Source organism: Dyella monticola (assembly GCF_003363155.1).
Classification (GTDB): domain Bacteria; phylum Pseudomonadota; class Gammaproteobacteria; order Xanthomonadales; family Rhodanobacteraceae; genus Dyella_B; species Dyella_B monticola.
Genome location: NZ_QRBE01000017.1, coordinates 53220 through 66418, shown reverse-complemented (window position 1 = coordinate 66418; position 13199 = coordinate 53220). Strand labels below are relative to the sequence as shown.

The 13199-nt window shown below is 62.1% G+C and carries 13 protein-coding genes; 4 read left to right on the top strand and 9 right to left on the bottom strand.

Annotation, left to right across the window (positions count from 1 at the left end):
* The first annotated feature begins 114 nt into the window (after positions 1-114).
* Entirely contained in the window at positions 115-1026 is a 912-nt protein-coding gene (locus DWU98_RS19745; protein ID WP_115497301.1) for an ATP-grasp domain-containing protein, read from the top strand.
* Positions 1027-1181: 155 nt separating this feature from the next.
* The gene (gene dinB / locus DWU98_RS19740) at positions 1182-2282 is read left to right on the top strand and encodes a DNA polymerase IV (RefSeq protein WP_115497300.1); all 1101 of its coding nucleotides are present in this window, start codon (positions 1182-1184) and stop codon (positions 2280-2282) included.
* A gap of 187 nt (positions 2283-2469) precedes the next feature.
* Here dinB and lpdA read toward each other — a convergent pair whose 3' ends face one another.
* From lpdA to DWU98_RS19725, 3 genes are all read right to left on the bottom strand, one after another.
* The gene (gene lpdA, locus DWU98_RS19735; RefSeq protein ID WP_115497299.1) at positions 2470-4272 is read right to left on the bottom strand and encodes a dihydrolipoyl dehydrogenase; all 1803 of its coding nucleotides are present in this window, start codon (positions 4270-4272) and stop codon (positions 2470-2472) included.
* 19 nt (positions 4273-4291) lie between these two features.
* Positions 4292-5674, bottom strand: coding sequence for a dihydrolipoyllysine-residue acetyltransferase (gene aceF / locus DWU98_RS19730; RefSeq protein WP_115497298.1), 1383 nt, complete (start codon positions 5672-5674; stop codon positions 4292-4294).
* Positions 5675-5990: 316 nt separating this feature from the next.
* Positions 5991-6791: a DUF2884 family protein gene (locus tag DWU98_RS19725; protein WP_115497297.1), complete on the bottom strand. Its 801-nt coding sequence runs from the start codon at positions 6789-6791 to the stop codon at positions 5991-5993.
* Positions 6792-6994: 203 nt separating this feature from the next.
* Between DWU98_RS19725 and DWU98_RS19720 the strand changes: the two genes are divergently transcribed.
* Together DWU98_RS19720 and DWU98_RS19715 are read left to right on the top strand one after the other, a co-directional pair.
* Positions 6995-8650: an FAD-binding dehydrogenase gene (locus DWU98_RS19720; protein ID WP_115497296.1), complete on the top strand. Its 1656-nt coding sequence runs from the start codon at positions 6995-6997 to the stop codon at positions 8648-8650.
* Positions 8647-9657, top strand: coding sequence for a 2-dehydropantoate 2-reductase (locus DWU98_RS19715; protein ID WP_115497295.1), 1011 nt, complete (start codon positions 8647-8649; stop codon positions 9655-9657). The genes DWU98_RS19720 and DWU98_RS19715 overlap by 4 nt, the downstream gene beginning before the upstream one ends.
* 87 nt (positions 9658-9744) lie before the next feature.
* Here the strand turns inward: DWU98_RS19715 and DWU98_RS19710 are convergent, their stop codons facing one another.
* The 6 genes from DWU98_RS19710 to DWU98_RS19685 all read right to left on the bottom strand — a co-directional run bounded on the left by DWU98_RS19710 (position 9745) and on the right by DWU98_RS19685 (position 13161).
* Positions 9745-10083, bottom strand: coding sequence for a DUF2845 domain-containing protein (locus tag DWU98_RS19710; RefSeq protein WP_115497294.1), 339 nt, complete (start codon positions 10081-10083; stop codon positions 9745-9747).
* A gap of 47 nt (positions 10084-10130) precedes the next feature.
* On the bottom strand, positions 10131-10715 hold the full coding sequence (locus tag DWU98_RS19705; protein WP_115497293.1) for a DUF924 family protein: 585 nt from the start codon (positions 10713-10715) through the stop codon (positions 10131-10133).
* A gap of 3 nt (positions 10716-10718) precedes the next feature.
* Complete coding sequence (locus tag DWU98_RS19700) at positions 10719-11156, bottom strand: DUF2383 domain-containing protein (RefSeq protein WP_115497292.1); 438 nt, start codon at positions 11154-11156, stop codon at positions 10719-10721.
* Positions 11157-11269: 113 nt separating this feature from the next.
* Positions 11270-12022 carry a DUF2884 family protein gene (locus DWU98_RS19695; RefSeq protein WP_196239546.1) on the bottom strand — a complete coding sequence of 251 codons (753 nt, stop codon included), beginning with the start codon at positions 12020-12022 and terminating at the stop codon, positions 11270-11272.
* A 63-nt stretch (positions 12023-12085) separates the two neighbouring features.
* Positions 12086-12613: a hypothetical protein gene (locus DWU98_RS19690; RefSeq protein ID WP_115497291.1), complete on the bottom strand. Its 528-nt coding sequence runs from the start codon at positions 12611-12613 to the stop codon at positions 12086-12088.
* Positions 12613-13161, bottom strand: a complete 549-nt coding sequence (locus DWU98_RS19685; protein ID WP_230474957.1) for a peroxiredoxin — start codon at positions 13159-13161, stop codon at positions 12613-12615. The genes DWU98_RS19690 and DWU98_RS19685 overlap by 1 nt, the downstream gene beginning before the upstream one ends.
* Between the last annotated feature and the right edge of the window lie 38 nt (positions 13162-13199).

Below are 13199 nucleotides of genomic sequence, written 5' to 3'. Positions count from 1 at the left end.
TATGCCGGCGCATCGGCCCCGAGGGGTGCTGCGACGGACTTCCATCCGCCACGCTCGGATCGCCGACCACTCCCATATCCAAGGGCGCCCACCCCAATTCTTTGGAGGTGTCTCATGCCTGTGCCTGTTTCGCGTTTCCGCTTAGGGGTTGCTTCGTCCAGGCAATTTCCGAACGTCCATAAGGACGATGTGTATCTGATGGCCATGTTGGAACGGCTTGGCGTTCAGCCGGTCGTGTGCGTGTGGAATGATCCGGCGGTCGACTGGGGCGGATTCGACGCCGTGCTGGTGCGCACGATCTGGGATTACTTCGAGCATTACCCCGCTTTTTTGGCGTGGACGCAGATGCTCGACCGGCTCAACGCGATCGTCATCAACGACACTAACATGCTGCGCTGGAACAGCGACAAGCGTTATCTGCTCGATCTGGAACGCCAAGGCGTGCCGATCATTCCGACGCAGGTCGTGCCGGGTCGTGACTTGCATGAACGGCTGCCGTCGCTGCCCGACGGTGAGGTGGTGATCAAACCGACCGTCAGCGGCGGCGCATGGCATACCGTCCGCGGGCGCGCGCGAACAACAGCCTTTGAAAACGCGTGCGAACCATTGCCCAAGAGCCTTGATTACCTCGTGCAGCCGTTCGTGCCCGAGATAGCCAGTCACGGTGAATGGTCGTTGATGTTTTTCGGTGGCGCATACAGCCACGCGGTGCTCAAGCGTCCGACCGTGGGCGATTATCGCGTGCAAGAACAGCATGGCGGCAGCACGGCGCCAGCCACGCCTGATGCCGGTCTGGTGGATGCCGCCAACAAGGTATTGGCCGCAGTGGGTGCGCTGGAGCATCAGCCACCGGACTACGCCCGCATCGACGGCGTCGTGATCAACGGACAGTTCGTGCTGATGGAGCTGGAAGTGATCGAACCGGCACTGTTCCTGGCGCAAAGGCCGGATGCGGCCGAGCGCTTTGCGCGACACCTGGCGGAGCGATTGGAACGGCTTGCCTGCGGAGCGGCTACGCGCTCGTGACGCGGAGACATCCGGCTACTTCTCTAGGTGTACCCGGTCAGGGCGAGCCGCACTGACTCGCCCGCCATGACTCGTCGCGCCTGCGCACGCGGGGCGACGAGTTATGACCCAGCGCGTACTAAACTGCCGCCATCATCGGACCCATTCGCACGCTCTTGCCTAACGCACCACGCAAGATTCTTCACGTCGACATGGATGCGTTCTACGCGTCCGTGGAGCAGCGTGACGATCCTTCGCTGCGCGGCAAACCGGTGGTGGTGGCCTGGCGCGGCGCGCGCTCGGTGGTGTGCGCGGCCAGTTACGAGGCCCGCAAATTCGGCGTGCGTTCGGCCATGCCGGCAGTGCGCGCGGAACGTCTCTGCCCGCAGGCGATTTTCGTACCGCCGGATTTCGTGCGTTATAAAGCGGCATCGCGGCACGTGCGCGAGATCTTCGCGCGACATACGGATTTGATCGAACCGCTATCGCTGGACGAGGCGTATCTGGACGTCACCGCCACCAAGACCGGGCTTCCTTCGGCCACCGCAACGGCGGATGCCATCCGCGCGGCCATCCGCGAAGAAACGCAACTGACCGCCTCGGCTGGCGTGGCCCCGAATAAATTTCTCGCCAAAATCGCTTCAGATTGGAACAAACCCGACGGGCTGTTCGTCATTCGTCCACATCAGATACTCGATTTTCTCTCGCCGCTACCGGTCAATCGCCTGCCCGGCGTGGGCAAGGTGATGGAAACCAAGCTGGACGCACTCGGCATCACGACGGTGGGCCATTTGCGCAATTTTTCGATGTTGGAGCTGGAACAGCGGTTCGGTCGTTGGGGGCGGCGCCTGCATGAACTGTCGCTGGGCATCGACGATCATCCTGTGCAACCCAATCAGCTTGCCATGCAGGTGTCGTCGGAAGATACGTTCGAGCACGACCTCACCCTCGACGAGCTCGAGCCGCACATTCGTCGCCTGGCCGAAAAAACCTGGGTCGCGCAGGAACGCGAAGTCCAGCGCGGACGGATCGCGCGCACCATCGTGCTGAAGCTCAAAACCGCTGATTTCCACACGCTGACGCGCAGCCTTACGCCCTCGATGCGACCACGTTCGGCCGCAGAACTGGCGGATCTGGCGTGCGCCTTGCGTGAGCGCGTCGAGCGCGACGCCAGCAGTCGCTATCGGCTGGTGGGCGTAGGATTATCCGGTTTCGTGGATCAGGACAGTTTCATGGCGCAAAGCGATCTGTTCGACAACAGCTCGCTACGGCTATGAACGCAATTGCCTATTTATACCTCACCGTCATTCCGGCGAAGGCCTGAATGACGGTACAGCGGGTGCTGCAAGGAAATGCGAGCGTCCAAGTCAACGTTGCGGTCGCACCACTCGACAACGAAAGAGCAACGAGTTCTCGCACATAAAAAAGACCCGGAGCGATCCGGGTCTTTCTTATTCCACGCATTTACTTCTTCTTGGGCAGGTACAGATCGGTGATGGTGCCTTCATAGGCTTCTGCCGCCATACCCACCGACTCGCTCAACGTCGGATGCGGGTGAATGGTGAGGCCGATATCGGCCGCTTCGGAGCCCATCTCGATAGCAAGGGCAATTTCCGAAATCAGATCACCCGCATGCGGACCGACGATGGCGCCACCGACCACGCGGTGCGTTTCTTCGTCGAACAACAGTTTGGTGAAGCCTTCCGTGCGATCGATGCCGATGGCGCGGCCGCTGGCCACCCATGGGAACTTGCCCACGCCGATTTTCAGGCCTTTTTCCTTCGCTTCACGCTCGGTGACGCCAACCCAGGCGATCTCCGGATCGGTATAGGCCACCGAAGGAATCACGCGCGCATCGAAGTGGCTCTTCATGCCAGCCACCACTTCCGCCGCGACCCGTGCTTCGTGCGTGGCCTTGTGCGCCAGCATCGGCTGGCCGATCAAGTCGCCGATGGCGAAGATGTGCGGCACGTTGGTGCGCATTTGCGTGTCGACATTGATGAAGCCGCGATCCGTCACCGCCACGCCGGCCTTGTCCGCGCCAATCTTGTTGCCGTTCGGCGAACGGCCAACCGAAACCAGCACGCGGTCGAACACGGTGGTTTGCGGAATGCTTTCACCTTCGTAACTGACCTCGATGCCCTTCTTGGTGGCTTTGGCATCCACCACCTTGGTCTTGAGGTGCACGCCCTTGAGTTTGTTGCCCAGACGCTTGGCGAGCGGCTTGATGAGATCGGCGTCGGCACCCGGAATGATCTGGTCCATGAACTCGACCACGGTCACTTCGCTGCCGAGCGCACCGTACACGGTCGCCATTTCCAGGCCGATGATGCCGCCGCCCACGACGAGCAGCTTGGCGGGAATGTCGCGCAGTTCCAGTGCACCGGTGGAATCCACGATGCGTTCGTCATCCCACGGGAAGGCAGGCAGACGCACGGCTTGCGAACCGGCAGCGATGATGGCGTATTCAAAACGCAGCAGCTTCTTGCCTTCGTCCGTGTCGATTTCCATCTCGTTGGGCGACACGAACGTGCCCACGCCCTGCACCACGCGCACCTTGCGCTGCTTGGCCATGCCAGCAAGGCCGCCGGTGAGCTGGCCGACCACTTTGTTCTTGAAGCTGCGCAGTTTGTCCAGATCAAGCTTGGGCTTGCCGAAGGTCACCCCGTGCGCGGCCATGGCCTCCGCTTCGTCGATGACGGCGGCTGCATGCAGCAATGCCTTGGACGGAATGCAGCCCACGTTGAGGCACACGCCGCCGAGCGTGGCGTAGCGCTCCACCAGTACCGTGTCGACACCCAGGTCGGCGGCGCGGAACGCACCGGTGTAGCCGCCAGGGCCAGAGCCGAGCACAACCAGCTTGCATTCGATGTCCGCCTTGCGACCCGATGCGGTGGCAGCCTGCGGTGCGGGCGCTGCAGCGGGCTTGGCGGGTGCGGCGGCCGGCGCAGCTGCAGCAGGCGCAGGGGCCGGTGCAGCAGGCGCTTGCGCGGGTGCGGCGGCCTTCGGCGCTTCCGCCTCGGCATCACCCACTTCCAGGATGGCGATGATGGCGCCCTCGGACACTTCATCACCCAGCTTGAGCTTCATCTCCTTGATGACGCCCGAAGCGGTGGCGGGAATTTCCATCGTTGCCTTGTCCGACTCCAGCGTGATGAGGCTCTGCTCCTTTGCCACGCTGTCGCCGGCTTTCACCAGCACCTCGATCACCGGCACGTTTTCGTGACCGCCGATGTCAGGAACCTTCAATTCGATCGTATTGGCCATGATCAATGTTCTCCTCGCGTCAGAGCAGCAGGCGGCGGATGTCGCCGAGCTGGGTGGCGAGGAAGGATGCAAAGCGCGCGGCCAGGGCGCCGTCGATCACACGATGGTCGTAGCTCAGCGACAGCGGCAGGATCAGGCGCGGCACGAATTCCTTGCCGTTCCATACTGGTTTGGTCTGTGCCTTAGACACGCCGAGGATCGCCACCTCCGGCGCGTTGACGATGGGCGTGAACGCCGTGCCGCCGATGCCGCCGAGCGAGGAGATCGAGAAGCAGCCGCCGGACATATCGTTGGGGCCGAGCTTCTTGTCGCGCGCCTTCTTGGAGATCTCGCCCAGTTCGGTTGCCAGATCGAGCAGGCCTTTCTTGTCGCAGTCGCGGATCACCGGTACCACCAGGCCATCGGGCGTATCCACCGCGATGCCGACGTGGAAGTACTTCTTGAGGATGAGCTTCTCGCCAGTCGCATCGAGCGATGCATTGAACTGCGGGAATTTCTTCAGTGCCGCGACCACCGCCTTGATCTGGAACACCAGCGGGGTGATCTTCAGATCCTTGTTTTCTTCGCCGAGCTTCTTGCGGAAGGCTTCCAGCTCGGTGATGTCGGCGTCTTCATGCTGGGTGACGTGCGGAATCATCGCCCAGTTGCGCGCGAGGTTCGCGCCGGAAATCTTCTGGATGCGCGTAAGCGGCTTTTCTTCCACTTCACCGAACTTGGCGAAGTCCACCTTCGGCCACGGCAGCAGATTGAGCCCGCCACCTGCCGCCACGGTGCCACCCTCGACGGGGCGCGCGCCGGAAGCCAGCGCGTGTTTGACGTAGGCGGTGATGTCCTCGCGCACGATGCGGCCGCTACGGCCGCTGCCCTTCACCTGGCGCACGTCCACACCCAGCTCGCGCGCGAAGGCGCGGACCGCGGGCGTGGCGTACGGCGCATCGCCGGGCATCACCAGCTTGGCGTCCAAGGGCGGGCGGGCCTGCGGGGCGACATCGCCCTCCGGTGCATTGCCCGGCAGCACGCCGCGGCCACCGATCGGCGCGGGTTCTTCCTTCACCTGCGGCGCGGCGGCGGCAGGTGAAGGTGCAGGTGCTGGAGCAGGGGTGGGCGCAGGCGCTTTGGCAGCAGGCGCTTCGGCCTTGGCCGGTGCAGGCGCGGCAGCGTCGCTGGCTTCGATGATCGCAATCAGGGCGCCCTCGGAGACCTCGTCGCCCACTTTCAGCTTCAATTCCTTGACCACGCCAGCAAACGGCGCGGGTACTTCCATCGTCGCTTTATCCGATTCCAGCGTGATCAGGCTTTGATCCTTTTCGACCGTGTCGCCAGGTTTGATCAATACCTCAATGACGGGCACATCGCTGTGACCGCCGATATCGGGGACGCGGGCTTCTTTAAGGTCGGCCATGATTTCTCCTGCGGAACGAAGGCGGCCACGCTGGGGAAGGCGGAGGCGGCCGCAAGGCTTCCATCATAGCAACCGGCACCCCTTCACGGACATGCCAAAAACGCCAAAAGAGGCCATGCGCATACGTATGCGGCGAATTTGTCTTACTTTTGTGGCTCGGCATGGAGGCGTCGGTGCGCAGCAGGAGATCGACAGCGCGCGCGCCAGGACTGTCGGTCCACATCCTGGGTGCGAGCAAAGCCAAAGAAAAAAGCCCGGTCAGAACCGGGCATGATGTCCGTGCAGGGGGAGCACGGTGGGGATGTACGCTAGTTCACTAGCGCTGGGCGTACTGGCTCGCCTTGTTGGAACGCTCCGTGTCAGTTGAAATCAGTTGCAAGCGTTCACCGCCCTCGAGGCGAAACGCCCATTGATCCTGCAATCGTTGAAGCTCCCCCAGCTGCGGGCAAAGCGCGTCGGCGCGCTGACCCAGTTTGTCGGCCGGCGCATCGATGGCTTTGTCGAGCATGGCATTCAGCGCATCCGTACGCGCCTGCAGCGACGCAAGCTTGTTCGAATCGCCGCTTAGCGCATCCTTGACGACGTCACCCGTAATACTGCCGACCAGATCGGCCACCGTGTCCTCGAGATTCTTATCGAACAGGTCGTCTTCATCGCCCGCTTGCCACTCGCCACGTCCGAGTGTGTGGTCGATGTGGTTCAATGCGTCGGTCTGGCGATCGCGCAATTCATGCAACAGGCGCGTGCGTTCATCGCCGTTGTCCGACAACGTGGCGACGACCGTGGTAATGGCCGCGTAACCGATATTCACGCCATCGCGCGCCATGGATGCCACCTGTGGCACCAGGTCGCGCACGTGGTGTTCGTATTCACGCAAACGCACTGCATCGGCATTTGAAACGTGTACGTCCCGACCGTCCACGCGCAACGAGCCATCGTGTATGAAAACCACGCCCGGCTGGCCGCTGTCGCGCGTAAAGACAATGCCTTCCGCTTTGACTTGCACGTCGTAGTCGCTGCTGTATGAGCATTGCAGGTTATGTGCGTGGCTGGCGGCTGGCGCAGTGATCGCTACGGTAAGCGCAAGCATCGGTATGACGAATGGCAAACGGCGCATGGAAGACTCCCTCCTGATGACCCGGGCCCGATGGCTCCTGCGCGCTTGGATGCGCGCCACCGTGCATAGCGTTTAACGCGACAGCCGTTCGAGGCATGGGCCGTATGTCATTCCCTGTCATCGGTCATGGATGGCGCAGCGCACATAGGCAAATGGTGAAGGCCGGGATAACGTGAGCCTTGGGGCAAGGTCAGGGGCTGTCTATGCAATCCACCGATGTCATAGTGATCGGCGGCGGCTTGGCCGGATTGGTGGCAGCCACGGAAATAGCCGATGCGGGCCGACGCGTCACCGTGATCGACCAGGAACCTGAGCAAAGCCTGGGTGGGCAGGCGTTCTGGTCGTTCGGCGGACTGTTTTTTGTCGATTCGCCGGAGCAGCGGCGGATGGGCGTGCGTGATTCGCATGCGCTGGCCCTGACAGACTGGATGGGCACGGCCGCCTTCGATCGGTCCGAGGATCATTGGCCGCGCCGGTGGGCCGAGGCCTACGTAGATTTTGCCGCGGGCGAGAAGCGCGCCTGGCTACACGGCATGGGCATGCGCTGGTTTCCGGTGGTGGGCTGGGCCGAACGCGGCGGCTACGGTGCCATCGGACACGGCAATTCGGTGCCGCGATTTCATGTCACCTGGGGCACCGGCCCCGGCGTGATCGAACCGTTCGTACGGCGCGCGCACGAAGCGCAGGCCAAAGGCTTATTGACGTTTGCCTTTCGCCATCGTGTGGATGGTTTGATGGTGGACAACGGCCATGTTGTCGGCGTGCATGGCGCGCGACTGGCTGACGATGCGGTCGAACGCGGCAAGCCCAGTTCACGTGAGGTCATCGGCGATTTCCAATACCGCGCGCAGGCCGTCGTCGTCGCGTCCGGCGGCATCGGCGGGAATCACGAACTGGTGCGAAAGCACTGGCCCGAGCGCCTGGGTGCGCCCCCACGCCACATGCTGTGCGGCGTCCCCGCGCACGTGGATGGACGCATGCTGGATATCAGCGAAACAGCCGGCGCGCGACTGATCAATCGCGATCGCATGTGGCACTACGTAGAAGGCATCGAAAACTGGAATCCGATCTGGCCGATGCACGCCATCCGCATTCTGCCCGGACCTTCTTCACTGTGGCTGGATGCGCGTGGTCATCGGCTGCCGGGGCCCCTGTGGCCCGGTTTCGATACCATGGGCACGCTTGAATACCTGCGTCGAACGGGTTTCGACTACAGCTGGTTTTTGCTCGACCAGCAAATCATTCGACGCGAATTTGCGTTATCCGGTTCCGAACAGAACCCCGACCTTACCGGCAAGAGCTGGCGACAAGTCGCCAGGCGCGCCATCGGCAAACAGGCACCTGCGCCGGTGGAAGCCTTCAAGCGCCACGGACGCGATTTCATCGTGCGTGACACGCTTGAGGAGCTCGTCGCGGGCATGAACGCACTGGCCGGCAGCCAGTTGCTGGACGTTGCGCTTGTGCGCGAACACATCCAGGCACGCGATCTGCAATTCGATAATCCGTTCGCGAAAGACGGCCAAATCATGGCCATTCACAACGCGCGCCGTTATCGCGGCGACAAACTCGTGCGCGTCGCCAAGCCGCACCGCATGCTCGATCCGGCCAATGGCCCGCTTATCGCAGTGCGCTTGCATATTCTTACGCGCAAGACATTGGGTGGCCTGGAAACCGACCTCGATGCGCGCATACTTGGACACGATGGCCAACCCTTGCACGGTTTGTATGCGGCAGGCGAAGCGGCGGGTTTCGGCGGCGGTGGCTTGCATGGTTATCGCGCACTGGAAGGCAGTTTTCTTGGTGGCTGTCTGTTTTCAGGCCGCGTGGCCGGACGCGCCGCCGCCGCCGCTGTCGCATGACCTCGGCGTTGCGCATTGCCGTGTATGGCGCCGGGTTGGTCGGTAACTATCTTGGCGGCCGCTTGCACGCTCACGCGCACGTTCGCCTCATCGCACGTCCGCATATGGCTAAAAGCCTCACGGAGCATGGGCTGACGGTCAGCGATCTCAACGGATATCGTCACCATATCGATGCCGAATCGCTCGACATTGCCACCCAACCTGATGCCGCGCATGGCGTCGACGTAGTGCTGGTAACGGTGAAGTCGTCCGCGACCATGGACGTGGCGCATGAACTGGCCGACGTGCTCGCGCCCCGCACATGCGTGATCAGCTTTCAAAACGGTGTACGCAATGCGGCGGAATTGCGCGCAGCGCTTCCGCACTGCCATGTTCTTGCCGGCATGGTGCCATTCAATGTGACGCAACCGGATCGCGCACATTTTCACCAAGCGTCGTCGGGTGCGCTGATGGTCGAACATGCGTCCACTGTCCAGCCCCTGATACATGCCTTCGAGGCTGCGCGCCTGCCTCTGCATCCCTGCGATGACATGCAGGCGGTGCTGTGGGCAAAATTGCTGATCAATCTCAACAATCCGCTCAATGCGCTGAGCGGCATGCCGCTACGCGACGAACTGGCGCAACGCGCATGGCGTCAATGTCTGGCCCTTTTACAGCGCGAAGGCTTGCACGTGCTGCATGCCGCCGGCATTCGCCCTGCGCAGCTCACTGCCCTTCCCGCGCGCTGGCTTCCGACCGTGCTGGCCCTGCCAGATGCGTTGTTTCAACGCGTCGCTTCCCGCATGCTGGCGATCGATCCATTGGCACGTTCGTCCATGTGGGACGATCTTCAGGCGCATCGCCGTACCGAGGTGGATTACATCAATGGTGAAATCGTTGCGCTGGCCAAGTCCAAGGGCATGTGTGCACCGGCGAACTCGCGAACCGTTGCGCTCATTCGCGAGGCCGAGGCTTCCTACGTGCGGTGGGAGCCGCGTGCGTTGTTGAAACTGTTGCGCACACCCTGAGGTCATTGTGGGGGCGACGCTCTCTTCTTTGATGTCACTCCCGCGAAAGCGGGATGACGGTTCCTGGGAGCTGAAAACCAGGGGAAACTAGCGCGCGGTGTCTTCGATATGCGCGATCTTGCCGTCGACGATGGTGAAGCGGGTGGTATGGCCGTCGCGGCGGTATTGCCACGTTTCGCCCTTCGCCTCGGATTTACCCTGCTTACCTTTGCCCTTGCGCTTGCCGGAAGACTTCGGTGCGCCTTTGCGCGCATTGTTTTTGTTGGAGCCACTGCTTTTGCCACGCACCGAAGGGTCACCCAGCAACTCTTTCACACGCGCGGCACTGTCGCCAACCACCAGTACCTGGCTACCGACGCGCACACTTTGCAGGGCGTGTGCGCTAAATGAGGTTATCAATAAGGTAACGAGAAGGTATCGACGCATGACTGCTCCATGTCGTGGTGGGCCTGATCCGTGGCAATGATCGATAGCTAAAATCTGCTGCCTGGTTCGGCGAGGTAAGCCTGCTCTTCCGGTGTACAGATTCGGCCGAGTACCGCATTGCGATGCGGGAAACGGCCAAAGCGCGCGATCACTGCTTCATGGCGTCGAGCATAATCGAGAAAGCCGGTATAGCGATGGCGCTCTTCGGAGGGAACATCTGCGCACAGCGCCTCATACGCAGCGACACATCGCTGCTGCAAGCTGATATTTTCAGCATGCTCAAACGGCATGTAGGCAAAGACGCGCTGCATGGGCGGCAACTGACGGTCGAAACCTTCCTCAATGCCCCACACGACGAGTTGTTGTGCATGAAGGTCCTGCGCCCATGCACGCCGATCATTGCGATGCAGGTTGCGGGAAAACTGATCCAGCACGACCACTAGCGCCAGCCATCCTTGCGGCGTGTCAGCCCAATGATGAAGCTTGCCTTCTGTCGCCAGCCCAAGCGTCTGGCCGAATCGCTCCCGGAGCGTGGCATCGAAATCAGCGTTGATGGCGAACCAATGCGGCGCGTTGGCCGGGTCGAACCAGAAAGACAGCACCGCCAGCGCGTCGGGCGATGGCCTGGCCATGGATCAGTGTCCGACGCCGATGGCCTTCGCCAGGCTGTGCATGTCCAGGTCGATGGAGTGCAAGCGTGGAAGCTGACGGTGTAGGGCGGCCGCCATATCGCCGGGCTCCATGCGTGCGAGCACGCGCTCGAAGGCGCGCAGCAGTCGTTGTTCGTGACGGGCCAGCAGGCGGATCCAGGCGTCATCGCTGTGCGGGAGCATGGCATCGAAGCGGTGGCGCACCGCGCCGATCATGCGACGACGGGTGGCAGGCGCGCTGTCATGGCTGCGCAGCTGCGCCTGTAGTTCGGCGATGACTTGGCCGAGCGACTGTGCCTCTTCCTCCAGCACCGTGCGCAGGCCCGGCTCGCCGACCCGGGTGGAGGCATGGCAGTACAGCGCGCGCAGCTCGATGCTGCGGCGGATCAGGCCATTGCAAAGTTGCTGGATTGCCAGCGGCACCTACGTGGTCTCCTATTTGGGCGCTGTCTGTAAACTGACGCTTATGCTGCAGGACACCTACTTAGCCGCGGCTAAATCCTACTGTCATAAAGGGTTTTCACTCAGCCGGCGTTTCACTGGCCGACCTGGACGAGGTTAAGCAACCGTCCATTGCTGGCACGAAGACCGTCCTGCAATTGGGCCAGTCGTTGAATATCCGGGCATAGGGCCTGGATTTGCGGCCGCAACACCTGCAGTCGCTGCTGCAGACGGGGCTGGAAGCCGTCGGCGAGATTGGCCGCCCGGTCGCGCAACGTGGCGGCCTGTTGCAGGTCCCCACTCATCGCCGCGCTGAGGGCCTGCTGCCCCAGGGCCGAGGCAACCAGCGGCGCGATATCGCCGATCACCTTGTTGGCGTACTGGTTTGCGGTGTCACCGTGCCAATCATGCGTACTCTGACTGGCGGCCACGCGCTGATGAAGCTCCACGGCTTCGGCTTGCAGGCGTTGCTGCAGTTGGGCACGTGTGTCGGCGTCGAGATTGAGCGTGTCCGATTCCTGCGCGATGGCCTGCAGCGAAAGATCCACCCCGCGCTGCGCCACCGCCTTTACGCGTGGAACCAACGCACGCAACTCGCGCTGGAATAGCACGAGGCGATCTTGATCTTCCTCATTGAGCGGCACGGTTTGACCGTCGGTCTGCAAGCTGCCCGCACCGATCACCACGCGTGTGGGCGCGGGCGCCGCGCGATCGAAGATCAATCGGCCCGGTTGCAGCGTGAGATCGTAACTGCTGGTGGCGTGACAAACCTTCGACAGATCCTGCGCATGCACGTCACCGCAGGCAAGCGCCAGCGCTGCAACGGCAAGCAGACAGTGGATGCGCATAAGCGGTTTCTCCCAGGTTCAAGGAAGCCACCGATAGAGCGCAACGCGATAACCGCCGCTGAATCAGCCTGCACGCGGGCGAAATTGCAGCCGTACGGCCGGCTGCCCGAGCTGCCAGGCCAGCCACAGGAGCACGGGTACTGCCACTGTGTGTAGCGCAAGGCTGATCCGCAGCACACGCTTGAGATCAGTCAACGAGGTAATAGCGGTGCCGTTCAACTGACCGAGCGCATCCCACTGGTGCCACAACAGGGCACCGCGATAGGCAACCCATACGCACAGAAGAAGCGCAATCACACGCAATACCGAACGCGCCCATGCTTGCCGCAGGATGCATCCGGCGCAGGCGATGATCACCACCAACGCTGCGCCCAGATAAACCAGATCCCAGCGGAGCATACCGTGGAGCGCGCTGGCGCTGGCGGTGTCGTCGGCGGGCACGTTTTGCAATACCCCCCATATCTGCTGCGCATGGTGGATGTACTGCACGCCACCAAAGCCCGCCAGCAGTAGCAACAGCCATGTCAGCATGCGCCACCATGCGAAGCCGGAGCTTTTGCGCGGACTCGTTTCGAAGCGGGAGATCACCATCAGGTGGCAGCCTTTTTCAGGTTGTTGAGATCGCTGAGCACTTGCGCTGCGTTTTCTTTCGGGTCCACGTCCCGGTAGATCTTGGCGATCTTGCCGTTCGGGGCGATCAGGAAGGTCGTGCGCTTGGCGAAATGGAAGCCCACCACGGAGGTAAGTACGCCGTAGCGGATGGCAACTTGACGGTTGGCGTCGGCCAACAAGGGAAACGGTACATGGTATTTCGCGGCGAATCCGGCGTGCGATTTCACATCGTCCAGGCTCACGCCGATCACGTTCGCACCGGCCTGACGCAGCTTGGCGATGTCATCGCGGAAGGTGCATACCTCAGTGGTGCACCCGGGCGTGAAATCTTTCGGATAGAAATACAGCACCAGCCAGTGCCCGTGGTAATCGGCCGGCCCGCGCCAATGCCCAAGCTGGTCTTGCAGGCGAAAAGCAGGAGCGTCCTGGCCCACCTGCGGATTGCCGCCATGAACGCCGCCAAGCGCGGGAAACGACAACAGGCCGATCAGGCCGATGACCATGAGCAAGGCCCATCGACGATGCATGGAGGTGGCTCCGAAGGTAGACAATGCCAGGAGTATAG